Below are 21,280 nucleotides of genomic sequence, written 5' to 3'. Positions count from 1 at the left end.
CAGTCTGCCGGACGCGACCGGCCGGGCCGGGCGGCACCCCGAGCGGGCTCGCTCACACCGGGCCGGACGCGACGACGGCGGGCCACGGGAGTCCGTGGCCCGCCGTCGTGGCGTGGCTACTTGCCGGCCGGCTTCAGGCAGAGCACCCGGTTCGCCCCGTCGCCGGGGAGCACCACGTGCGGCTGGGCCGGGTCGGCGCACTTGTCCTTGGCGTCCACCTTGGAGACCACGGTGAAGGCGCCGGCCTCGCCGCAGTCCGCCGCCGCCGCGCCCGCGCCGGACTGCTTGACGCAGCTGCCGACCGCCGGGTCGAAGGCCGGGGTCTCCTCCGCGCCGCCGACCTTGCCGAGGAGCATGAGCAGGCCCAGCGGCACCGCCAGGATCAGCACCGCGGCGACGAGCACCGCGGCCAGCACCCGCCCGTTGCGGACCTTCGGCGGGGGCGCCTCGGTCTTCGGCTCGGCGATCGGCTTGAACGAGTCGAACCGACCCTGTTCCCGGTCCGCGTCGCCCTGGTCCCAGGACGGGCCGGGCTGCTGCCCGGGCTGCTGCCCGGGCGGCGGGAACGCCGCCGGGAAGGCGCCACCCGGCGCGGGCTCGGCCGTCGGCGCCGGCCCGTAGCCGGGCGGCCCGCCAACGGCGGCACCGGCGGCCGGGGCGCCGAAGTGCTCCTCCGGCCGGTCAGCGTTGCCGTGCGGCCGGACCCCGTTCACGGGCCGGTCGCTCGCCGGGGCGTCGACGAAGGACGGTACGCCCGGCGGGAAGGCCGGGGGTGCCGCCGGCGACGCGGGGGCGGCCGGCGCGGCCGCGCCGAAGGCGGCCGGTCCCCGGTCCCGCTCGTCGAAACGCGTCTCCTGCCCCTGGTCGAACCGCTGCTCGGGCGCCTGGCCGAAGCGGGTGTCCTGGTCGAGCCGGGCGTCCGGCGCCTGGCCGAAGCGGGTGTCCTGGTCGAATCGGTTGTCCGGCGCCTGGCCGAAGCGGGTGTCCTGGTCGAACCGGTTGTCCGGCGCCTGGCCGAAGCGGGTGTCCTGGTCGAACCGCGCGTCCGGCCCCTGGCCGAACCGCGCGCCGGGGTCCTGGGCGATGCGCGGCTCGGGGCCCTGGTCGAAGCGCGGCGGCGCGTGGTCCGGCAGGTGCCCGTTGGGCTCGCCCCGCTCAGGCTCGTCCGCCGCATCCGGGCGGGCGGGCCGGCCGTACACCCGGGGCTGCGGCGCGGGCGTGCCGCCCGGTCGCAGAGCCTGGTCGGTCGGCGGCATCACGCGGCTGGCCAGCGGCACCGCGGCGCTCGCCGAGACGCTGCCGGCCGCCGCGTCGGCACCCTCCGGCGCCGGCACGGACGCCCGCCCGCCGGCCTCCGGCGAGGTGCGCGGGGAGGGGACCACCGGCCCGGCGGGGGACTGCGGCTCGTCGTGCCGGGAGCCGGCCTGGGCCCAGGCCGGCTGCTCCTGGTCGTACGCGGGCAGACCGCCGTCCCGGGCGGACTGCTCTGGCGCGAACTGGGCCGGCGGGGCGTAGTCGGCCGGCGGGGCGGCGGCCAGGCTGGCGCCGGGCACCCGCTGCTCCTGCGGGGGCAGCGGCACCGCGTTGGCCGGCGAGATGCCGGGGCCCGGGGCGGGCTGGTAGATCGGCGGTTCCTCGGCGCGGTCCGCCTCCCAGCCGTTGCCGGCCCGGCTCGCGGCCGGCTCGCCCGTCTCGGCGCGGCCCCACGCCTCGTCCGCCGACCACGGCTCGACGTCCGGCACGACCGGGTTGGTGCCGGCCCGCTGCGGCAGGCTCTCCGCCCCGTTGCCCCACTGCGGGCCGCCGTCGCCGGGGACGCCGACGGCCGCCCGGGCGGGCGGGGTGGAGGCCGGTTCGGCCGGACCCCAGCCGTTGGCGTCCCGGTCGTCGGACTGCTGCGGTACCGACGCGGCGCCCCGGACCCGGACCGGCTCGTCCCGGGCCGGCCACTCGTCGCCCTGCGGCTGCGCGTCCTGCGGCGGAGCCCAGGACGCGCCCGGCGGCTGCTCGCCGCCGGCGTTCCAGCCGCCGGAGCGGTTCGGGTCGTCCTGCTGGGCGTTCCAGCCGCCGGAGCGGTTCGGGTCGTCGTGCTGCGACCGGTCGCCGGGGGCGGCGTCGTCGGCCCAGCCGCCGGGGCGGGCCTGGTCGTCCTGCTGGCCGGCGTTCCAGCCGCCGGAGCGGGCGGGGTCGTCCTGCTGGGCGGGCCAGGCCTGCGGGGCCGGGGTGGCCTGCGGCACCTGGGCGGCGCCGCGCGCGGCGGGCTCGGGCTGCTGTGACCAGGCCGGGGAGGGCTGCTCGCCCTGGGCCCACTCGGGCTGCGCGTCGCGCTGCTCGCCGCCGGCGTTCCAGCCGCCGGAGCGGGCCTGGTCGTCCTGCTGGCCGGCGTTCCAGCCGCCGGAGCGGGCGGGGTCGTCCTGCTGGGCGGGCCAGGCCTGCGGGGCCGGGGTGGCCTGCGGCACCTGGGCGGCGCCGCGCGCGGCGGGCTCGGGCTGCGACCAGGCCGGCGAGGGTTGCTCGCCCTGGGCCCACTCGGGCTGGTCGGCGGCGTGCGGCGGCGGGGCGGCGGCGGCCCACGCGGGACCGGCCTGCTCGCCCTGTGCGCCTGCCCACGCCGGCTGCGGGGAGCCGCCGGCCGGGCCCCAGGCGGCGGGCGGGGCCTGGTCGCTCTGCTGCGGGGCCTGCGCGGCGCCCCAGGCGGGGCCCGGCTGCTGCTGCTCGTTCTGGGCGGCCCAGGCGGGCGGGTTCGGCTGTCCCGACGGCGGCGGAGGCGCCCAGCCCAGGTCGGGGGCGCCGTAGCCGTTGCCCTGCTGCGCCGGGCGGTCGCCGTACGGCGCCGGTCCGCCGGCGCCCGGCGACACCTCGTCCGGCTGCTGGCCGGGGTGGTGCGTGCCCTCGGACGTCATGCGTGCGCCTCCTCCATCACCTGTCGGCCGCCGCTGCCGATCGGTCTGCTCGGCAGGGTGGCCGGCGTCGCCGGTGTACCGGCCGTGCCGGCTCCCCGCACCGTATCCGGTGGCCGCCCGAGGGCTTCCGGGGAGCGTCGGCCGTCACTCCGCGTGGCCGGGTGGTGTCGAGCGGCTTCTATCGACTCGACCTGCTCCGGGGTCGCGGACGACGACCGAAGCCCACCGTACCGGGCGCTGCGGCGAGGTGGAATCCCGGTCTCAGTCGGCCCGGGAACGCCGATGGCCCACCCGGGCGGACCGGGTGGGCCATCGATCTGGAGGAGGTGAGGAAGGTTCTGGGCGTCAGCTCATGTGACGCTGGGCGATGGCGAGGATCTCTTCGCGGACCGCGGGCGAGTTGGCGGAACGCAGCGCGTGCTCGATGGCGCGGGCGCGGCGGTTGGCGTCGCGGCGGTTGCGGATTCGCTCGATCATGCTCACGGGTCTCTCCTCCTGGCTTATTCGGTTGTCAGCCCCTTGATGTCTCTATTGAACCGCAACGCGGCCCCAACTTCCATCGATTATTAGGTGAGCTGGGACACGAGCCTAATGATCGAAGGTCAGCGGAGCCGAGATCCGAAGGTTCTGTCTCCCAACGGACACGGCCGGTGTGCCGGGCGTTCACCCTTGGCACACCGGCCGTGGCTGGTGTCGAGACCGGTCAGGTCCAGGCGAGCAGCGCCGCCTCCGGATCGGCCAGGAAGTCCCCGATGTCGCGCAGGAACTTCGAGCCCAGCTCGCCGTCGATGATGCGGTGGTCGAACGACAGGCCCAGCGTGGTGACCTGACGCGGCTTCACCTTGCCCTTGTGCACCCAGGGCATCTCGCGTACGGCGCCGAAGGCCAGGATCGCCGACTCGCCCGGGGGCAGGATCGGCGTGCCGGTGTCCACCCCGAACACGCCGACGTTGGTGATCGTCAGCGTGCCGCCGGACATGTCGGCCGGCGAGGTCTTCCCGGCCTTGGCGGTCTGCACCAGGTCGGTCATCGCGTCCGCCAGCTCGCGCAGCGAGAGCCGACCGGCGTCCTTGATGTTCGGCACGATCAGCCCGCGCTCGGTGGCCGCCGCGATGCCCAGGTTGACGTACTCCTTGACCACGATCTCGTCGCCGGCCCAGGTCGAGTTGACCATCGGGTGCCGCCTGACCGCCAGCAGCACCGCCTTGGCGACCAGCAGCAGCGGCGAGACCCGCACGTCGCGCCACTCCCGCCGGTTGCGGAGCCGGTCCAGGGCCTTCATCGCCCGGGTCACGTCGACGGTCAGGAACTCCGTCACGTGCGGGGCGGTGAACGCCGAGCGGGACATGTTCTCGGCGGTGAGCTTGCGTACCCCCTTGACCGGGATGCGCTGCTCGCGGTCCGCGCCGAAGCTCGCCGCCGCCGGAGCCGCCGCCGCGAGCGGCTCGGCCGCCGTCGTGGTCGCGCCCGCCACCGCCCGCTGCACGTCCTCCCGGGTGATCGAGCCCAGCGGGCCCGAGCCGGTCAGCGTGGAGAGGTCGACGCCGAGATCCTTGGCGAGCTTGCGTACCGGCGGCTTGGCCAGCACCGGACCGCCGGCCCGGCCGTGGCCGTTCGCCGGCGCCGTGCTCACCGGGGCCGACGGCGCGACCGGCGCGACCGGGGCCGCGGGTGCGACCGGGGCCGCCGGGGCCGCGGCCTGGGCCGGCACCGGGGCGTCGCCCCTGCGCGGGCGCCGCTTGGCCGCCGCCGTCCGCGGGCCGTAGCCGACCAGCACGGCGGTACGCCCACCCGGGGCGGGACCGCCGATCAGGCCCGGCTCGACCGCACCCTCGGCCGGCGCGACCTCCACCGCCGCCAGCGACGCCGCCGACGGGGTGGGCAGGTCGGCGGCCGGCGCACCGGTCGTCGACGGCTCGATCGGCCCGGCGCCCGGGTCGGTGTCGATCGCGATGATCGGCGTGCCGACCTCGACAGTGCTCCCCTCCGGGTGGAAGATCGCCTGCACCTGGCCGGCCCACTTCGCCGGGATCTCGACGGCCGCCTTGGCCGTCTCCACCTCGACGATCGGCTGGTTCAGCTCGATGACGTCACCGACCTTGACCAGCCAGGCGAGGATCTCGCCCTCGGTCAGGCCCTCGCCCAGGTCGGGAAGGTTGAACTCCTTGATCCGCGACATGCCGCTCACCAGCCGAAGGTGCGGTCGACGGCGTCGAGCACCCGGTCGAGGTCGGGAAGGTACTCCTCCTCCACCCGGGAGGCCGGGTAGGGGGTGTCGAAGCCCGTCACCCGCAGCACCGGGGACTCCAGGGAGTAGAAGCACTCCTCGGTGATCCGGGCGGCGATCTCCGAGCCCAGGCCCAGGTTGCCTGGGGCCTCGTGGACGACCACGCAGCGGCCGGTGCGCCGCACCGACTCGTACGCGGCGGTCAGGTCGAGCGGCGAGATCGAGCGCAGGTCGATGACCTCCAGCTCGCGGCCGTCCTCGGCGGCGGCGGTCGCCGCGTCCAGGCAGGTGCGCACCATCGGCCCGTACGCCAGCAGGGTGGCGTCGGCGCCGGGCCGGACGACCCGGGCGGCGTGCAGCGGGTACGCCTCGGACAGCGGGGCGTCCAGCTCGACCGGCCCCTTCTCCCAGTAGCGCCGCTTCGGCTCCAGGAACACGATCGGGTCGTCCGAGGCGATGGCCTGCTGGATCATCGAGTACGCGTCCTGCGGGTTGGCGCAGCTCACCACCTTGAGGCCGGCGGTGTGGGCGAAGTAGGCCTCCGGCGACTCCGAGTGGTGCTCGACCGCGCCGATGCCGCCGCCGAACGGGATCCGGATCACCATCGGGATCTTGACCTTGCCCTGCGAGCGGTAGTGCATCTTCGCCACCTGCGACACGATCTGGTCGTACGCCGGGTAGACGAAGCCGTCGAACTGGATCTCGCAGACCGGGCGGTAGCCGCGGATGGCCAGGCCGACCGCGGTGCCGATGATGCCGGACTCGGCGAGCGGGGTGTCGATCACCCGCTGGTCGCCGAAGTCCTTCTGGAGGCCGTCGGTGATCCGGAAGACGCCGCCGAGCTTGCCGACGTCCTCGCCCATGATGACGACCTTCGGGTCGTTCTCCAGGGCCCGGCGCAGACCGGTGTTGAGGGCCTTGCCGAGGGTGAGCGTCTCCGTGGCCATCAGTGGGCGCTCCCCTCGAACGACTCCATGTACTTCGTGAACTGCGCCCGCTGCTCGTCGAGCTCGGGGGACCCGTTGGGGTAGACGTGGTCGAACATCGTCACCGGCTCGGGGTTGGGCATGGCGAGCACCCGCTCGCGCAGGTGCACCGACTCGGTGCGGGCCTGCTCGTCGACGGCGGCGAAGAAGTCCGCGTCGGCGATCCGCTGCTTCTCCAGGAACGCCTTCATCCGGGCGATCGGGTCCTTGGCCTGCCAGGCCTCGACCTCGCTGGCGATCCGGTAGCGGGTCGGGTCGTCGGAGGTGGTGTGCGCCCCCATCCGGTAGGTGTAGGCCTCGATCAGGCTGGGGCCCTGGCCGAGCCGGGCGTTGTCCAGCGCGTGCCGGGTCACCGCGTACGACGCGAGCACGTCGTTGCCGTCCACCCGCACACCGGGGAAGCCGAAGCCGCCGGCCCGCTGGTAGAGCGGCACGCGGGTCTGCCGCTCCAGCGGCTCCGAGATGGCGTACTGGTTGTTCTGGCAGAAGAACACCAGCGGGGCGTTGAAGACGCTGGCCCAGACGAACGCCTCGTTGACGTCGCCCTGGCTGGTGGCGCCGTCGCCGAAGTAGGCGATCACCGCCTCGCCGTCCTCGGTGCCGGTCTTGCCGTCCATGTGGACGCCCATGGCGTACCCGGTCGCGTGCAGGGTCTGCGCCCCGATCACGATCGTGTACATGTTGAACTTGAACTCGTTCGGGTCCCAGCCGCCCTGGTCGACGCCCCGGAACAGGCCCAGCGGCATGATCGGGTCGATGCCCCGGCAGTAGAGGACGCCGTGCTCCCGGTAGGTCGGGAAGGCCATGTCCTGGGTACGCAGCGCGCGCCCCGAACCCACCTGGGCGGCCTCCTGGCCCAGCAGGCTGGCCCACAGTCCCAGCTCACCCTGGCGCTGCAACGCGGTGGCCTCGGCGTCGAGCTTGCGGACCAGCACGAGGTCGCGGTAGAGCCCGCGGTACTCCTCGTCGGTGAAGTCGACGCGGTATTCCGTCCCGTCCGGGCCGGTCGCGCTCTCGATGCGCTCACCGGAGGGGGTGAGCAGCTGCACCAGCTGCGGGTCGCCGGTCGCGCCCTTCCTGGACCGGGGTGCGGCCCGTCGGCCGCGGCTGGAGACCCCGGGGTCGCCCTTTGCCATCCGTCTCTCCCTGTCTGTCTGCGTCGGCACCGGGGGGTCACCCGGCCGCGCAACTCGTGCGCCTGTCCGGCTGGTGCCGGACCGGTTCCTGGCGGCCGCGCCTAGCCCCGGTGGGGGTTGCCGCGCGGCGTGAAGCCGGATTCTTGGCCGAACCCGGTTCGGGAGCGCCGGCGCCCAGCCGCGCCTGCCGCGAGGGTGCGCGGAGGTCGTGGCTGCGTTGCCGTCGTGGTCCATATTCGCATCACACGTGAGCGCGCCCACAGTACGCCCGCCCCGCACCGGCCGGCGGTCCGCTTCGTTGCACGAAGCGCCGGGCGTCCGTTCCATCGACGCGCGGCCGATCCGGCGATGGTTCGTCACCGTTCGGCCAGATACGCGTGTCGACACGCTGTGCAGGGTTGGCCGACAGAGCGTCACTGGGACAGGCTGATTGTCGCGGGTTCGCCCAGGTCGAGCGGTTTGCCGTTTCCGGCCGCACCGCGCTGGCCCCCGGGTTCCCGGTCGGTCGCCGACGCGCCGAGCGGTCGGCGGGCCGCGCGGACGGGTGGTTCCCACCGCTTCCCCGCCCGGCGGGAGGCCGACGAGGAGGAGTGTGCGGTGTCCGATCCAGGTGAAGGCCCTGGTGCCCCGTTCCTCGGCCGGCACCGGGCGGGCGGTTACCGTCGGATGGTCGGCGCGCACCGGGCACCCGGTTCGGGCGGGCCACCCCGGGGCTACCTGTTCACCGTGGCGCTGCTCGCCGGCACCGCGTCGATGCCGATCCTCGCCGCGATCAGCACCGGCTCGGCCACGGTCGGCAGCACGGCCCTGCCGGACAGCGGCACCCCGTTCCTGCCGACGCCGTCGGTCGGCCCGGTGGTGATCCCGCTGCCGGTGACGAGCCAGCCGCCGGTCACCCCGTCGACCCCGACCCCGACAGTGGCGACCCCGAGCAGTTGGCGGCCCGCCGCCCCGGTCCCCCGTACGCCGGTCGACGCGCCGTCGCCCGTGCGCCCGCCGCGCCCGCCCGCGGCGGTCCCGCCGCGCCCGCCGGCCGACCGGCCGGTCCCGCTGCCCGCGCCGAGCCCCTCGCCCAGCCCTTCGCCGTCGCCCAGCCCGTCGGCCTCGCCCAGCCCGTCGCCGGGGGTGACGGCGACCGGCTCGCCGGACGTCGAGCCGACGGCCCGACCGACCTCACCGACGGCCCGACCGACCTCGCCGGCGGCCCGACCGACCTCACCGACGGCCGAACCGGGATCGTCGGCCGCCGTGCCCACGGACGGGCCGAGTTCCGCCGAGCCACCGGCAACCACGCTGCCGGCCGCCGTCCCCGCCGATCCGGGTGCCCACCGCGGTCCGTCGCGTGACGTCCCGGCCGCGTCCGGTCATCCGTCGGCGCGGACGAGACCGGCCTCGTAGGCCAGGATGGCGGCCTGGACGCGGTTGTTGAGGCTGAGCCGCAGCAGGATCGCGCTGACGTGGGACTTGACGGTGCCCTCGGCGAGGAACAACTCACCGCCAATCTCCTGGTTGGACTTTCCCCGGCCGACGAGGGCGAGCACCTCGCGCTCGCGCGGAGTCAGCTGCTCCACGCGCCTGCGTGCGGCATCAGCCTTCGAAAGCTGGCCGGCGCCCAGCTGAGCGATGACCTTCTGCGCGATCCGCGGTGACAGGTAGGCCGCGCCGTCGGCGACGGCCCGCACCCCGATGATCAGCTCGCGCGGATCGGCGGCCTTGAGCAGGAACCCGGCGGCCCCCTCGGCCAGTGCCCTGGAGACGTACTCGTCCTCGTCGAACGTGGTCAGCATGACGACGGAGACGTCGGGGGTGGCTCTACGCAGCTCGGCGGCGGCGGACAGGCCGTCCAGGCGGGGCATGCGGATGTCGAGGAGCGCGACGTCCGGCCGGTGGGCGCGTACCAGCTCGACCGCCTCGCGGCCGTCGGTGGCTTCGGCGACCACCTCGATGTCGGGGTCGGTGGCCAGGATCGATCGTATCCCTGCCCGGATCATGGCCTCGTCGTCTGCCAGCAGGACCCGGATCACCGACGTGCCTCGCCGTCGGTGCGGCGGTGCGGGATTCGTGCCGTCACGGCGAACCCGCCGTCCGACGGCTCGGCGTGCAACGTGCCGCCGAGCAGCCGCACCCGCTCGCGCAGACCTGCCAAACCACTACCACCCCTCGACGGTGCGGGAGGGGCGTGAACCCCTCGGTCCTGGACCGTCACAGACACCTCGTCGGCAGTCTGCCGGACCTGGACGACCACGTCGGCGCCGGGTGCGTGCCGGGCGGCGTTGGTCAGCGACTCCTGCACCACCCGATGCACGGCCCGGTCCACTGTCGGCGCCAACGCCGCCCGCTGTCCCTCGTGACGGAGGTCGACCGTCATCCCGGCCGCACGCGCACGTTCCACCAGGTCCTCGACGCTCTCATCCGGTGGTTCGGTCGAGGTGCTCGCCGCCTCCCGCAGCATTCCCACCGTACGACGGAGCCGGTCGGTCGCGGTGACCGCGGAGGCCCGCAGCGCCGCCGCGGCCTCCTGGTTCGGTTTCGTCATGCCGGTGGCCAGCTCGAGGGCTCCGGCCCGCAGCGCGATCAACGCCAGTTCGTGGCCGAGCGAGTCGTGCATGTCGGCGGCGATGCGGGCCCGTTCGCGGAGCCTGGCGTGCTCCGCGACCAGTTCCTGCTCGCGCTCCAACCGGGCGACCCGTTCCCGGCCGGCGGACACCAGTTCGGCCTGCTGCCGCCGGAAGCGACCGGCCAGCCACGGCAGCACCACGAACAGGCCGAGGGCCATCAGCGCTCCGGCACCACGCCAGACGTCGGGTACGAGGTGGACCACTGCCGGGACCGCGGCAGCCGTCAGCAGCACCCAGTCGTGCCGCGCCGGCCGGTACCGTCCGTGCAGATAGGCGGCGACGGCCAGCACGACGAAGAGCAGCTGTCGCCACGTCGGCACATGGTCGATGTGCAGGCCGTTGACGACGCCGACGCCCGCGATCGCCGCCAACATGGCACGGTTGCTCACCGGGCCGAGGCTACCGATCGCAGCCCGCGTAGCCGCATCACGCTGGTGACGACACCCGCCAGGGCCGCGACGGCCAACGCCAGCGTCAGCGGCGCGGCCGCGTACGTCACCTGTGCCCAGGTGACCGTCCGGCCGTTCATGAGGAACGAGACCAGTTCCGGGTACAGGACGAACAGCACCAGCGGCAGCAGCGCCGGGACCAGTCGCAGCCCGATGCGCCAGGCCGGACGCCCGGTGTGCCGGCCCGCCCAGCGCCGCGAGCGCAGCGTGCCGAGCACGCCCAGACCCACCGCTGCCAGCACGATCAGGCCCAGCGCCAGTTCGACCAGCTGTCGCTGCCCGCCCGGCGACTCCGGGGTCCGGCCCTGGCTCAACGCGACCAGGCCGGTCAACACCTCGTAGGTGTCGTCGTAGAGGCCGGCGCTGTTCGCCATCACGGCGAACCCGTACCCCGTCGCCGGGTCGATCGCCTCGACGGCGCTGTAGGTGAACAGGTTGCCGGAATGCACGAGCAGTTCGGCGCCGTGCACGGTCTCGCGCCCCCAACCCATGCCGTAGTCGCGCACCTTCGAGGCGGTGTGCATGGTCGCGAGGCTTTCCGGGCGCACCAGCTGGGTGCCGCCGCCGGTCTGGCTGATCAACCACTGACCCATGTCGGCCGCGTTCGTGACGACGCCACCCGCACCACTGGCGTATTCGAAGTCGCGTAGCTCCGGCCGCGACACCCACACTCCGAACAGCGAGTTGAACCCCTTGGCCGGCTTGACCGTCTGGTCCCCGACGGCGCTGTCGGTCATCCCGAGCGGCCCGAAGACGCGCTGTTCCAGGTACTCACCGAAGCTCACGCCGCTGGCGACCTCGACGAGCCTGGCCGCCACCTCGTAGTTCGCGTTGCAGTACGCCCAGCGGGTGCCCGGGTCGGCGGCCACGGCGCCAGACCGCAGCGCAGCCACGTAGCTGGCGAGATCCGTCGCGGATTCCGCCGCGCGAAGGTCGACCCTGCCGTCGGACAGGCCCGACGTCTGGTTCAGCAGATGCCGCACCGTGATCCTGCCAGCCCGGGGATCGGCCATGCGAAAGTCGGGCAACTGCTGCGCGACCGGCTCGTCCAGCGCGATCCTGCCCTCGTCGACCAGCGTCATGACCGCCATGGCCGTGAAGGACTTACTGACCGAGGCGACCCGCATCGGGGTGCGCTCGGTGACGGGATCGCCCGCCGAATCGTGCCCGTACCCGCCGGCGTGCACGACCTTCCCCCCGTGGGTCACCACGACCGAGATACCCGGTAGCGCCTTGGCCTCCATGGCCCTGGCGACGTACGCGTCGATCGCCGCAGCAGAGGGCTCGACGGCCGCGTTGGCAGTTGCGCCAGGGGTCACGACAAGGGTGAGGAGGAGCGGCAACAGCGCCCAGCTCAGGTGCTTTCGTTTCATGGGCGAAACGCTAGGAATCCTGTGCCGCGAAATTATCCGACCAAGTGCCCCCACCACCCCTGACGAAAGTAGGAACTGGGATCCTCGGCGGTGGGCGGCTGCCTGGCCGGATCATGGTGATCGACGTTGTCGGAGGATGACCGGACCGCTGCCGAGGAACCTGTCGGACCGGACGAGCCGCACGTCGCGGCCCCGGCAGCACGGATGCTCGTCGGGACGACCGGTCGCGCGGGTACGGTGACGGTCGGCGGCGGAATCAGGCACCGGGCGCGGTCCGGCCGGGTCGCCGGTGGATGGCCGGGGTGGCTCCGGGCGACGGCCCGGGGCGGAGCAGAGGCGGGACGCTGAGCGGAGCGGGCGGCACGGGCACAGGACCCTCGACCGGCCCGACAGCCGTGCCACGCCCCGGACGTACGCTGCGGATCGCCCGGCTCGTCACCGAGCTGACCGCCCCGGCGGTGCTGGTCTCCCTGCTGACCGTGGCGGTCGGCTGGCACAGCGCGCGGGGCGTCCACGGGCTGGCCTGGGGGCTGCTCGCCACGCTCTTCGTCAGCGGCATCCCGTTCGCGTACATCGTCGGCGGGGTGCGTCGGGGCCGGTTCACCGACCACCACGTGGGGGTCCGCGAGCAGCGCCGCGTCCCGCTGCTGTTCGGGCTCTGCTCGGTGGCCGCCGGTCTGGCCCTGCTCGCGGTGCTCGGGGCGCCCCGCCCGGTGCTGGCCCTGGCCGCCGCCGGCCTGGTCGGTCTGGTGGTCGCCGTGGCGGTGAGCCACTGGTGGAAGATGTCGATCCACTCGGCGGTCGCCGCCGGCACGGTCGTCGTGCTGGTGTCGACGTTCGGGGCGGCGTTGCTGGCGACCGCGCCGCTGCTCGTGCTCGTCGGTTGGTCCCGGGTCCGCCTGCGCGACCACACGGTGCCCCAGGTGCTCGCGGGCGGCCTGCTCGGCGCCCTGGTCGCGGGGTTCGTCTTCGCCGTCCTGGGCTGAGCCGCCCGTCGGTGGGTCGAGGGGGTGTGTGCGGTGTGGCGGGCCCGGCCGGGTCAGTCGGTCCCGGCCATCGCCGCGAGGCGGCGGGCGAGCCGGGTGGTGGCCTCCCGCAGCTCCGGGGGCTCCAGCACCACCGCCTCGAAGCCGAGCCGCGCCACGTGCACGGCGAGCGAGTCCAGGTCTTCCCCGCCGACGACGAGCACGCACCACCCGTCGCTGTCCTCCTCGACCCGCCCCACCTGCGGTGGCACCAGTTCCCGCACCCGGTCGGCCCGGGCGCGCAACCGCACCCGGGCGAGATGCCGGTAGGGCGCCTCGGTGACGGACCGCTGCACGTGGGCCACCGGATCGGGATGCTCCCTCGCCCGGAACCGCCAGGTCGTCGCCGTCACCGCGCGCATCCGGTCCAGCCGGAACGTGCGCCAGTCGGCGCGGTCGACGTCCCAGGCCATCAGGTACCAGCGGCGGCCGGTGGTGACCATCCGTACCGGCTCGACCGTGCGCTCGTGCTCCCCGCCGTCGCGGCCGGCGTACCGGAACCGCACCCGTACGGCGTCGCGGCAGGCCCGTGCCAGCGTCACCAGCAGCTCGGCGTCGATCTCGACACCGGGGCCGACGAGGGTCTCGGTGGCGTCGTGCACGGCCCGCACCTCGGCGCGCAGCCGGGACGGCATCACCTGGTCGAGCTTCGCGAGCGCCCGCAGTGCCGCCTCGCCAGCCCCGGCGACCGTGCCGCCCGACGCCAGTCGCAGGGAGACCGCCGTCGCGATCGCCTCCTCGTCGTCGAGGAGCAGCGGCGGCAGCCGGGTGCCGGCGCCGAGCTGGTAGCCGCCCCCGACGCCCGCCGTCGCGTGCACGGGGTAGCCGAGCGCGCGCAGCCGTTCCACGTCGCGGCGTACGGAGCGGTCGGTGACCCCCAGTTCGGCGGCGAGCGCGGCGGCGGTCCAGGACGGCCGGCGCTGCAGCAACATCAGCAGCCGCAGGACCCGCTCGGTCGTCGCCTCGACGGTCATGCGGTCAGCGTTCCACAGATCGCGGAACGATCCTGTCCGCTATCTTCGGGAGGATGTGTCCATGACCGACCAGCCCTGGAACCCGCTGCTCCGCGAGCAGCTCACCTGGCACTGGACCAACCAGCTCCGCGCCCGTCTCGACGGTCTCACCGACGACGAGTACCTCTGGGAGCCGGTGCCCGGCTGCTGGAGCGTGCGCCCGCGCGGCACCGGCACCGCGCCGCTGCGGGTCGGGTCCGGCGCGATGACCATCGACTTCGCGGTGCCGCAACCCGACCCGCCGCCGCTCACGACGATCGCCTGGCGACTCGGGCACGTGATCGTCGGCGTGCTCGCGGCCCGCAACGCCGCGCACTTCGGTCGCGCACCCGCCGACTACGGGTCCTTCGAGTACGCCGCGACCGCGGCCGGGGCGCTGGCCCAGCTCGACGCGGAGTACGCCACCTGGCTGGCCGGGGTCGAGTCCCTGGGCGAATCCGGCCTGTCCCGCCCGTGCGGAGCGGCGGAGGGGCCGTACGCCGAGCGTCCGCTGGCGGCGCTGGTGCTGCACGTCAACCGCGAGCTGATCCACCACCTGGCCGAGGTGTGCCTGCTCCGCGATCTCTACCTGCACACCCACCGACGGGAGGCGAGCTGAGATGGCCCGCGACGTCCAGATCACGTTCGACTGCGCCGACCCGGCCGCGCTGGCCGCCTTCTGGGCCGATGCTCTCGGCTACCGGGTGCAGGGCCCGCCCTCGGGTTTCGAGTCGTGGGATGAGGCGCTGGAGGCGATGGGTGTGCCGCCCGAGCGCCGCAACGACGCCTCGGCGGTGCTCGATCCCGAGGGTACGGGGCCCCGGCTGTTCTTCCAGCGGGTGCCGGAGGGCAAGCGGGCGAAGAACCGCGTACACCTCGATGTGCGGGCCGCTCCCGGGCTGACGGGCGACGCGCGGATGGCGGCCCTGGAGGCGGAGGCCGAGCGGCTCGTCTCCCGTGGCGCCACCCGGCTCGGCCGCTTCGAGCCCGCGCCGCCGCTCGACGCCGGGCACATCGTGCTGGCCGATCCGGAGGGCAACGAGTTCTGCCTCGACTGATCGGCCGGGCGGCGGTGCCGTCCGCACCGGCCAGGCAGACGCCGCCGCGAAGCCAGCACCGCCGCCGAGCCGACGCCGCCGCCGAGTCGGCATCGGCGGCCGGGCCTGAGGGGCGGGAGGTCGACCGCTACCGGCGGGCCGCGGACGGCTCCTGCCAGGCGGTGAGCGCGATGTGGGCCACGGCCGTCAGCTCGTCCGCCGTGGCGCCGTCGCGGGCCTGCACCGACATGCCCTGGATGATCGCGCCGAAGTACCGGCTGAGCGCCCGCGGGTCGGCTCCGGTGTCGAGGTTGCCCGCGGCCTGGGCGCGCCGGAAGTAGTCGGTGAGGAGCCCCAGGGTCGTGTCGCGCCGGCCGGCGACGGCGCGGGCGACGGGGTCCGACTGTGGTGGCAGTTCGAGCGCCGCCGTGGAGATCATGCACCCACCCGGGCATCCGGCGTCGGTGAACTGCCGTGCCGCGCTGAGGAGGAACTCCGCCAGCCCGGCGCGGTCGGCGACCTCCCGGGTGAGCGCGGCGTTCGTCTGCTGCCGGACGTTCGAGACGTAGTGGTCGAGGCAGGCCGAGTACAACCCGGCCTTCGAGCCGAACGCGTGGTAGATGCTCGGCGGGTTCAGGCCCGTGGCGGCCTGCAGCATCGCGAGGCTGGCGCCCTCGTAGCCGTGCGCCCAGAACACCTGGGTGGCCTGCTCCAGGACCTGCTCCTGGTCGAAGGACCGGGGTCGGCCCGGCCCCCGCTTCCCGCTTTTCATAGCGACCACTATAGTAGTCGCCAGTTTCTGTAGTGACTGCTACAAAAGGAGGGGTCATGGGGCGATCGGTGCTGGTGACGGGCAGTTCGCGGGGGATCGGTCGGGCCATCGCGGTGGCGCTGGCGGACGCGGGCGCGGAGGTGGTCGGGGTCCACTACACGCGCGACGAGGCCGCCGCCCGGCAGACCGCGGAGCTGGTCCGCCGCTCCGGCGCGGTGCCGGTGCTGGTCCAGGCCGGCTTCGACGCGGACGGCGCGACCGCGGCCGAGCGGCTCGCCACGGCGTTCCTCGACCAGGTCGAGCAGGCCGTCGGGCGCCGCGAGATCGACGTCCTGGTCAACAACGCCGGCATCGCCGAGTCCCAGCGGCTGGGCTCGATCGACGAGGCGACCTACCGGCGGACGGTGGAGATCAACCTCACCGTCCCGCTCTTCCTCACCCAGGCGCTGTGGCCACACATGCGCGACGGCGGGCGGGTGGTCAACATCTCGACGGGCTACACCCGGATCGCCGCCCCGACGCATCCCGTCTACTCGGCGACGAAGGCGGCGCTGAACGCGCTGACGCTGGCCCTCGCCCCGACCCTGGCCGCCCGCGGCATCACCGTCAACGCCGTGATGCCCGGCATCATCGACACCGACATGAACGCCGGCTGGCTCCAGGGCGACGCCCGGGAGTCGGCCGCCGCGCTGTCGGTGTTCAACCGGGTCGGCACCGTCGACGACGTGGCCGACGTGGTGCGGTTCCTCGCCTCGGAACAGGCCCGCTGGGTCACCGGCCAGGTCGTCGACGCCACCGGCGGCTCGGCCCTGTGACACTCCGGGCGCCCCTGACGGAGTACGTCAGGGGCGCCCGGAGCGCGGGAACCGTCAGGCGCCGTCGTCGGCCAGGCGGTGCCGGTTGGCCTCGATCCAGGCGTCCAGGGCGGCCGGGTCGTCCGGGTCGACGCCGTCGGCCATCAACTGGGCCACGGCGGCGGTGGCGGGGCTGCGCCGCTCGCCCGTGCTGTAGAGGCGGGCGAACTCCGGCACCATCTCCTCGATCGCCGTGTCGGTCTGCGCCGCCGCCCGCTCGGGCAGCCCGCGCTTGCGGGCGGCGTACGCGGCCCAGGACCGCAGCACCCGGGGCAGCAGGGCGGCGTCGTCCATGTCCAGCACCGCCCGCCGGTGCACCCAGTCGAGCAGGAACAGCCCCGCCACGGTCGGGCTCCACCGCATCGGGTCGGCGTCCGGGAAGCTGGCCGCGTGGTCCAGCAGCAGGCTCAGGCAGAAGTGCAGCGAGGCCAGCTCAGCCCCGTCGACGGCGTCCAGGCCGAACCGGGTCGCCTCGGGCGAGGCGAGGAACCGGCGGATCAGCTCCGTACGCTCGGCGGCGGTGAGCGGCTCGGCGGCGGGCGCGGGCACGCTGCGGGTGGGGTGGGGCAGCCGGGCCAGCCGGGCGCCGAGCAGGGCGCGGTCGGTGGCCAGCGAGCCCTCCCCGGGCAGCTCGCCCATCCCGTCGGTGATCGCCAGATGCCGGCCCACCTCGGCGTGCATCCGCGCCGGCTCCTCCTCGCGGAACCAGGTCAGCTCGTCCCCGGCGCACATCTGCCGCACCTGGTCGAGGATCCGCTCGGGCGGCCCGCCGACGAAGACGTCCTTGGTGATGCCGATGTTGTGGTCGAGCAGCGTCACCACCGCGTGCGCCGGCCCGCCGGCCGGATCGTCGTACGCGAAGGTCGCGAGGTAGGAGGTCTGGTCGCCGTACACGTCGCCGTAGGACCAGCAGCCGGTGAGGTGCACCCGCCCGAGGTGGGCGGCCCAGTCGGGGGCGGTGGCTCCGGGACGGACCCGGGCGGCGCCGTCGGCGTCGGGCACCAGCGCGGCGAAGACCGGGCGGATGGTGGTCGCGGCGGCCGAGCGGCGGCGCGAGGTGGCGGCCAGGAAGCCGGTCACGAAGTCCCGGACGGCGGCGTCGCGGTCGGTCTCCGCGACCGCGTAGACGCTGCCGAGCAGGGCCGCGCCGAGCATCTCCGCGTCGAGGGCGTTCTCCAGCTTGGCCACGTCACGGGCGGCGTGCAGCACCGCGTCGTACGGGGTCTGAGGCGTTCCCATCCACCGACCCTACGCCGCCGCCCGCCTCCGGACGGTACGAGCGACCCGGAGCGCCGCCCCGCGTCGCGGCGCCCGCCCGCGCGCCGGGCGGCCGGCCGCCCCGGGACGCGGCAGCGCGGGGCGGGGTTGCCCCGCCTCAGTCGCCGGCGGCGTCCCGCAGGGCCGCCCGGGCCTCGGCGTAGGAGGCGAGCACCGCCCGCACCGGGGCCAGCACGTGCTCCTCGCCGACCGCCGTCACCGCGTCGGTGAGCCGTCGTCGCGCGCGGCGGCGGGCGCGGCGGGCCGCCCACCGGACGACCGGCCTGGTCACGGCCGCCACCAGCAGCCCGGCGAGCAGGCCGCCGAGGAGCAGCAGGGTGGGCAGCGGCACCTCGCCCACGGTCGGGTTGTCCAACGCGGGCAGGCCCAGCGCGCGCAGCGCGTAGCCGAGCGCCAGCCACCCGAGCCCGGCCAGCGCGGCCAGGGTCACCAGCCACTGGAGGCCGCCGACGATCCGCCACCAGATCGGCCGCCGGTCCATGCCGAGGTCGGTGCCGGCGACCGCGCGGTCCAGCGCGTCCGGCAGGTCGCCGAGGCGGGACCGGGCGGCGGCGGTGACCGCGGCCGGCCAGGAGGCGGGCAGGTCCGCGCCCGCCCGGTCGGCCACCGACCGGATCGCCAGGCCGAGCGCGGAGCGCTGGGCGGCGGTGGGGTCGGGCACCGAGGTCGCGGCGACCAGGCTCTCCGCCGGCTCGTCCCGCTCGCCGGCCGGGCCGGGCAGGTGCAGGCGGCGCAGCGGGTCGGGCCGCAGGCGGCGCCAGCCCCGGACCAGCGGCCAGCCGGTGGCCGCGCCGCCACGGTGCCGGTACGCCTGCTCGACCGCCTCGGCGACGGCCGGCACCCCGGCCGCGCCGGCCAGCGCCCGGTGCAGGTCGGCGACGGCGGCGTCGTCCGGCCCGGCGGGCGGCGAGGCGGCCCCCACCAGCTCGTCGAGCCCCGCGACCACGGTGTCCACGTCGCCCTGGAGTCGGCGCAGCGCGGCCTGCCGCTCGGCCACCGTCCGTTCCAGCGCCTCCCGCAGCCCGAGCATGCCCGCCGGGTCCACGGCGGTGGTGGCCAGCAGGGGCACGCCGGCCAGGCCGTCGGAGTCGAGCAGCCGGCGCAGGTCGGCCAGCACGCGGGGCAGCTCGGCCGGGGGCAGCCGGTCGGCCTGGTTGAGCACGACCAGGGTGACGTCGCGGTGCCGGTGGAACTCGCGGAGGTAGCTGGTGTGGATGACGCGGTCGGCGTACTTCTGCGGGTCGACCACCCACACCACCAGGTCGACGAGGCCGAGCAGCCGGTCCACCTCCAGCCGGTGGGACCGCTGCACCGAGTCGAAGTCGGGCAGGTCGAGCAGGATCAGCCCGTGCAGAGCGGACTCGTCGTCGCCGTCGAGCACGCTCTCCCGCACGAACCGGTGCCGGGGCAGCACGCCGACCCAGTCGAGCAGCCGGTTGCCGCCGTCGAGCGGCCCCCAGACGCAGGCGTGGGTGACGCCGGTGGTGGGGCGGCGCACCCCGACCGGGGACAGCTCCATCCGGGCGAGCGCGTTGAACAGGCTCGACTTGCCGCTGCCGGTCGCGCCGGCCAGGGCCACCACGGTGTGGTCGCGGGAGAGCGCCAGCCGGGTGCCGGCCCGCTCGACCAGGGTGTGTGCCGGCACGAACTGCGAATCCGGCAGGTGGCCGTCGACGACCGCGAGGAAGCGGCGTACGGCGTCGAGGCGGCCGATCAGCGCGTCGGCGTCGACCCGCCGGTCGCCACGGAACGCCTCGCGCATCCGCCCGACGATGTTCGTCATCGCTCTCCGCCCTCGGTGCCGGGGAGGCTCGCGGCGTCCGCGTCGGCGAGGCCGCTGCGGTGCCGGGCGATCTCCACCTGGTTGGCGGCCCGGCGCAGGTCCTCGGCGGTGTCCGCGGCGGGCCGGGCCTCCGCCGTCCGGGCGAGGTAGCGGGCGGCCTCGTCGTCCAGCAGCGCCCGCACCCGCTCCAACAGGTCGGCCCGGGCCTTGGCGGCGAGCGTACGCACGGCCTGGTCGCCGAAGATCGCCTGGAGCACGGTCTGCGCGGCGACGGTCGTGCCGGCCCCGGTGGCGACCTCCAGCCCGGTGGGGATGAACGCCGTCGAGGCGAACACCGCGATCATGACGGCGAGCCCGGTGGCGTTCACCGCGTACGCGGCCGTGCGGGCCACGAAGCGCCGGTCGCCGCCCTCGGCGCGGACCAGCTCCAGCACGCCGCGCTGCCACTCCCGGACCAGGCGTTCGGCGCGTTCGGGCAGGTCGGCGGCGGGATGGGCGAGCCCCGGTTCGAGCAGCGCCGCCCCGGCCGGATGCGCCTTCCACCCGGTGTACGCGTTCTCCGCCGCCTCGGCGGCGACGCCCCGCAGCAGGGTCACGAGCTGGGACTCGATCGCCTCGCGCAGCTCGGACGCGGGCGCGGGCCGACCGGTGACGGCGGCCACCACCCGGTCGCGGAGCCGCCCGATCCGGGCCTCCAGGGTGCGGAAGAACTCGCCGGTGCCGACGAACTCCTGCCAACGGGCGAGCACCTCGCCCCGGAGCAGCCGGCCGTCCCGCAGCCCCTGCTCGACGGTCCGGTGCGCCCCCCGGTAGGCGGCCCGCACCCGCTCGTCGAGCGCGTCGGCGGCGGTCACCTGCTCCTCCGCGGCGTCGGCCAGCTCCTCGGCCGCCGGGTGGAGCGCGGCGAGCGCCCCGTCGAGGGTCTGCCGGACCACGGCCGCCCGGGCGTCGGCGTCGGCGGCCAGCCGGGCGAACCAGGCGGCCAGCGGCGCGGTGACCCGGTCGGGCAGCAGGCCCTGCCCGTCGACCCAGGTCTCGGGCAGCACGAACAGCGGGGCCGCGCCGAGATCCTGCGCGGCGAGCATCTCCGACAGGTGGGCGGCGACCTCGTCGGCCGCCTCCGGGGGCACCCGGTCGAGCACCATGGCGATCACCGCGCCCCGGGCCCGGGCGCTGCGCAGCAGTTCCCAGGGGACCGCGTCGGCGTAGCGGGCGGCGGTGGTGACGAAGAGCCACAGGTCCGCCGCCGCCAGGAGCTGGCCGGCCAGCGCCCGGTTGGCGCCGACCACCGAGTCGATGTCGGGGGCGTCGAGGAAGGCCAGCCCGGGCGGCAGGGCCGGGGCGGTGACCAGTTGCAGGGTGCGCGGGTCCTCGCTGGGCTCGTTGGTGCGGGTGAGGCCCGGCAGCAGCTCACCCTGGCGGAACCAGCCGGAGTCGGCGGGGCTGCACACCAGCACCGGGGAACGGGTGGTGGGCCGCAGCACCCCGGCGGCGCTCACCCGCGCCTGCACCAGGCTGTTGACGAGGGTGGACTTGCCCGCGCCGGTGGACCCGCCGACCACCACGAGCAGCGGCGCGTCGAGCCGGCGCAGCCGGGGGAGCAGGTAGTCGTCGAGCTGGTCGGTGAGGCTTCCGGCGGCCCGTCGGGCGGGCTCGGCGGAGGGCAGCGCCAGCGGGAACCGGGCGGCCCCGATCGCGGCGCGCAGGCCGGCCAGTGCGGCGGGGAGGCTGTCGTCCCCGGTGGTGGCGGGCCGGTCCTCCCCGGCGTCCGTGGGGCCGGTGCGGGCTGCGACGGTGGGCGCGCCGGCCTGGGTGGCGGAATCGCCGTGCGTCGTCACCGCTAAAGC

18 protein-coding genes are annotated in these 21,280 nt (G+C 75.3%); 4 read left to right on the top strand and 14 right to left on the bottom strand.

What is annotated here, in order from left to right; genetic code table 11:
• Window positions 1-116: 116 nt before the first annotated feature.
• The 9 genes from GA0070606_RS15505 to GA0070606_RS15470 all read right to left on the bottom strand — a co-directional run bounded on the left by GA0070606_RS15505 (window position 117) and on the right by GA0070606_RS15470 (window position 11,692).
• A complete protein-coding gene (locus GA0070606_RS15505; RefSeq protein ID WP_091100114.1) occupies window positions 117-2,903 on the bottom strand; it encodes an LppU/SCO3897 family protein in 2,787 nt (928 codons plus the stop codon).
• Between the two features lie 345 nt (window positions 2,904-3,248).
• Entirely contained in the window at window positions 3,249-3,386 is a 138-nt protein-coding gene (locus tag GA0070606_RS32535; RefSeq protein WP_165947779.1) for a hypothetical protein, read from the bottom strand.
• A 220-nt stretch (window positions 3,387-3,606) separates the two neighbouring features.
• Complete coding sequence (locus GA0070606_RS15500; RefSeq protein ID WP_091100111.1) at window positions 3,607-5,082, bottom strand: dihydrolipoamide acetyltransferase family protein; 1,476 nt, start codon at window positions 5,080-5,082, stop codon at window positions 3,607-3,609.
• A gap of 5 nt (window positions 5,083-5,087) precedes the next feature.
• Window positions 5,088-6,077 carry an alpha-ketoacid dehydrogenase subunit beta gene (locus tag GA0070606_RS15495; RefSeq protein WP_091100107.1) on the bottom strand — a complete coding sequence of 330 codons (990 nt, stop codon included), beginning with the start codon at window positions 6,075-6,077 and terminating at the stop codon, window positions 5,088-5,090.
• Complete coding sequence (gene pdhA / locus GA0070606_RS15490; protein WP_091100103.1) at window positions 6,077-7,252, bottom strand: pyruvate dehydrogenase (acetyl-transferring) E1 component subunit alpha; 1,176 nt, start codon at window positions 7,250-7,252, stop codon at window positions 6,077-6,079. Before pdhA ends, GA0070606_RS15495 begins: the two co-directional genes overlap by 1 nt.
• A 713-nt stretch (window positions 7,253-7,965) precedes the next feature.
• Complete coding sequence (locus GA0070606_RS32530; RefSeq protein ID WP_176737329.1) at window positions 7,966-8,544, bottom strand: hypothetical protein; 579 nt, start codon at window positions 8,542-8,544, stop codon at window positions 7,966-7,968.
• 72 nt (window positions 8,545-8,616) lie between these two features.
• Window positions 8,617-9,276 (bottom strand): response regulator, encoded by a 660-nt coding sequence (locus tag GA0070606_RS15480; RefSeq protein WP_091100095.1) that lies wholly within the window; start codon window positions 9,274-9,276, stop codon window positions 8,617-8,619.
• Window positions 9,273-10,259, bottom strand: a complete 987-nt coding sequence (locus tag GA0070606_RS15475) for a sensor histidine kinase (protein WP_091100092.1) — start codon at window positions 10,257-10,259, stop codon at window positions 9,273-9,275. The genes GA0070606_RS15480 and GA0070606_RS15475 overlap by 4 nt, the downstream gene beginning before the upstream one ends.
• Window positions 10,256-11,692 (bottom strand): serine hydrolase domain-containing protein, encoded by a 1,437-nt coding sequence (locus GA0070606_RS15470; protein ID WP_091100089.1) that lies wholly within the window; start codon window positions 11,690-11,692, stop codon window positions 10,256-10,258. Before GA0070606_RS15470 ends, GA0070606_RS15475 begins: the two co-directional genes overlap by 4 nt.
• Before the next feature lie 395 nt (window positions 11,693-12,087).
• Here GA0070606_RS15470 and GA0070606_RS15465 point away from each other — a divergent pair, with 395 nt between their 5' ends.
• On the top strand, window positions 12,088-12,678 hold the full coding sequence (locus GA0070606_RS15465) for a phosphatase PAP2 family protein (protein ID WP_245724696.1): 591 nt from the start codon (window positions 12,088-12,090) through the stop codon (window positions 12,676-12,678).
• Window positions 12,679-12,731: 53 nt separating this feature from the next.
• Here the strand turns inward: GA0070606_RS15465 and GA0070606_RS15460 are convergent, their stop codons facing one another.
• Entirely contained in the window at window positions 12,732-13,691 is a 960-nt protein-coding gene (locus tag GA0070606_RS15460; RefSeq protein WP_091100083.1) for a helix-turn-helix transcriptional regulator, read from the bottom strand.
• Between the two features lie 61 nt (window positions 13,692-13,752).
• On the opposite strand from GA0070606_RS15460, the gene GA0070606_RS15455 reads away from it, so the two are divergent.
• Window positions 13,753-14,328, top strand: coding sequence for a DinB family protein (locus GA0070606_RS15455; RefSeq protein WP_091100080.1), 576 nt, complete (start codon window positions 13,753-13,755; stop codon window positions 14,326-14,328).
• Between the two features lies 1 nt (window position 14,329).
• A complete protein-coding gene (locus tag GA0070606_RS15450; RefSeq protein WP_091100076.1) occupies window positions 14,330-14,767 on the top strand; it encodes a VOC family protein in 438 nt (145 codons plus the stop codon).
• A gap of 127 nt (window positions 14,768-14,894) precedes the next feature.
• On the opposite strand, the gene GA0070606_RS15445 is transcribed toward GA0070606_RS15450, so the two are convergent.
• Entirely contained in the window at window positions 14,895-15,518 is a 624-nt protein-coding gene (locus tag GA0070606_RS15445; RefSeq protein WP_091100074.1) for a TetR/AcrR family transcriptional regulator, read from the bottom strand.
• Between the two features lie 56 nt (window positions 15,519-15,574).
• On the opposite strand from GA0070606_RS15445, the gene GA0070606_RS15440 reads away from it, so the two are divergent.
• Window positions 15,575-16,333 carry an SDR family NAD(P)-dependent oxidoreductase gene (locus tag GA0070606_RS15440; RefSeq protein ID WP_091100071.1) on the top strand — a complete coding sequence of 253 codons (759 nt, stop codon included), beginning with the start codon at window positions 15,575-15,577 and terminating at the stop codon, window positions 16,331-16,333.
• 54 nt (window positions 16,334-16,387) lie between these two features.
• On the opposite strand, the gene GA0070606_RS15435 is transcribed toward GA0070606_RS15440, so the two are convergent.
• The 3 genes from GA0070606_RS15435 to GA0070606_RS15425 form a co-directional block, all read right to left on the bottom strand.
• Entirely contained in the window at window positions 16,388-17,611 is a 1,224-nt protein-coding gene (locus GA0070606_RS15435; RefSeq protein WP_091100068.1) for a hypothetical protein, read from the bottom strand.
• Window positions 17,612-17,747: 136 nt separating this feature from the next.
• Entirely contained in the window at window positions 17,748-19,433 is a 1,686-nt protein-coding gene (locus GA0070606_RS15430; protein ID WP_091100065.1) for a GTPase, read from the bottom strand.
• Complete coding sequence (locus GA0070606_RS15425) at window positions 19,430-21,271, bottom strand: GTPase domain-containing protein (protein WP_091100059.1); 1,842 nt, start codon at window positions 21,269-21,271, stop codon at window positions 19,430-19,432. The genes GA0070606_RS15430 and GA0070606_RS15425 overlap by 4 nt, the downstream gene beginning before the upstream one ends.
• Window positions 21,272-21,280: the final 9 nt, after the last annotated feature.

It is taken from the genome of Micromonospora citrea (genome assembly GCF_900090315.1).
GTDB classification, from domain to species: Bacteria; Actinomycetota; Actinomycetes; order Mycobacteriales; family Micromonosporaceae; genus Micromonospora; species Micromonospora citrea.
The sequence above is the reverse complement of the archived record's forward strand: the minus strand, read 5'-3'. Positions and strand labels throughout refer to the sequence as shown.

What these genes read in the sequence shown, in the direction of transcription:
- GA0070606_RS15505 (WP_091100114.1), bottom strand. Translation starts at nt 2,903, where the DNA reads ATGACGTCCGAGGGCACGCACCACCCCGGCCAGCAGCCGGACGAGGTG.
- GA0070606_RS15500 (WP_091100111.1), bottom strand. Translation starts at nt 5,082, where the DNA reads ATGTCGCGGATCAAGGAGTTCAACCTTCCCGACCTGGGCGAGGGCCTG.
- GA0070606_RS15495 (WP_091100107.1), bottom strand. Translation starts at nt 6,077, where the DNA reads ATGGCCACGGAGACGCTCACCCTCGGCAAGGCCCTCAACACCGGTCTG.
- pdhA (WP_091100103.1), bottom strand. Translation starts at nt 7,252, where the DNA reads ATGGCAAAGGGCGACCCCGGGGTCTCCAGCCGCGGCCGACGGGCCGCA.
- GA0070606_RS15470 (WP_091100089.1), bottom strand. Translation starts at nt 11,692, where the DNA reads ATGAAACGAAAGCACCTGAGCTGGGCGCTGTTGCCGCTCCTCCTCACC.
- GA0070606_RS15460 (WP_091100083.1), bottom strand. Translation starts at nt 13,691, where the DNA reads ATGACCGTCGAGGCGACGACCGAGCGGGTCCTGCGGCTGCTGATGTTG.
- GA0070606_RS15455 (WP_091100080.1), top strand. Translation starts at nt 13,753, where the DNA reads ATGACCGACCAGCCCTGGAACCCGCTGCTCCGCGAGCAGCTCACCTGG.
- GA0070606_RS15450 (WP_091100076.1), top strand. Translation starts at nt 14,330, where the DNA reads ATGGCCCGCGACGTCCAGATCACGTTCGACTGCGCCGACCCGGCCGCG.
- GA0070606_RS15445 (WP_091100074.1), bottom strand. Translation starts at nt 15,518, where the DNA reads ATGAAAAGCGGGAAGCGGGGGCCGGGCCGACCCCGGTCCTTCGACCAG.
- GA0070606_RS15440 (WP_091100071.1), top strand. Translation starts at nt 15,575, where the DNA reads ATGGGGCGATCGGTGCTGGTGACGGGCAGTTCGCGGGGGATCGGTCGG.
- GA0070606_RS15435 (WP_091100068.1), bottom strand. Translation starts at nt 17,611, where the DNA reads ATGGGAACGCCTCAGACCCCGTACGACGCGGTGCTGCACGCCGCCCGT.
- GA0070606_RS15430 (WP_091100065.1), bottom strand. Translation starts at nt 19,433, where the DNA reads ATGACGAACATCGTCGGGCGGATGCGCGAGGCGTTCCGTGGCGACCGG.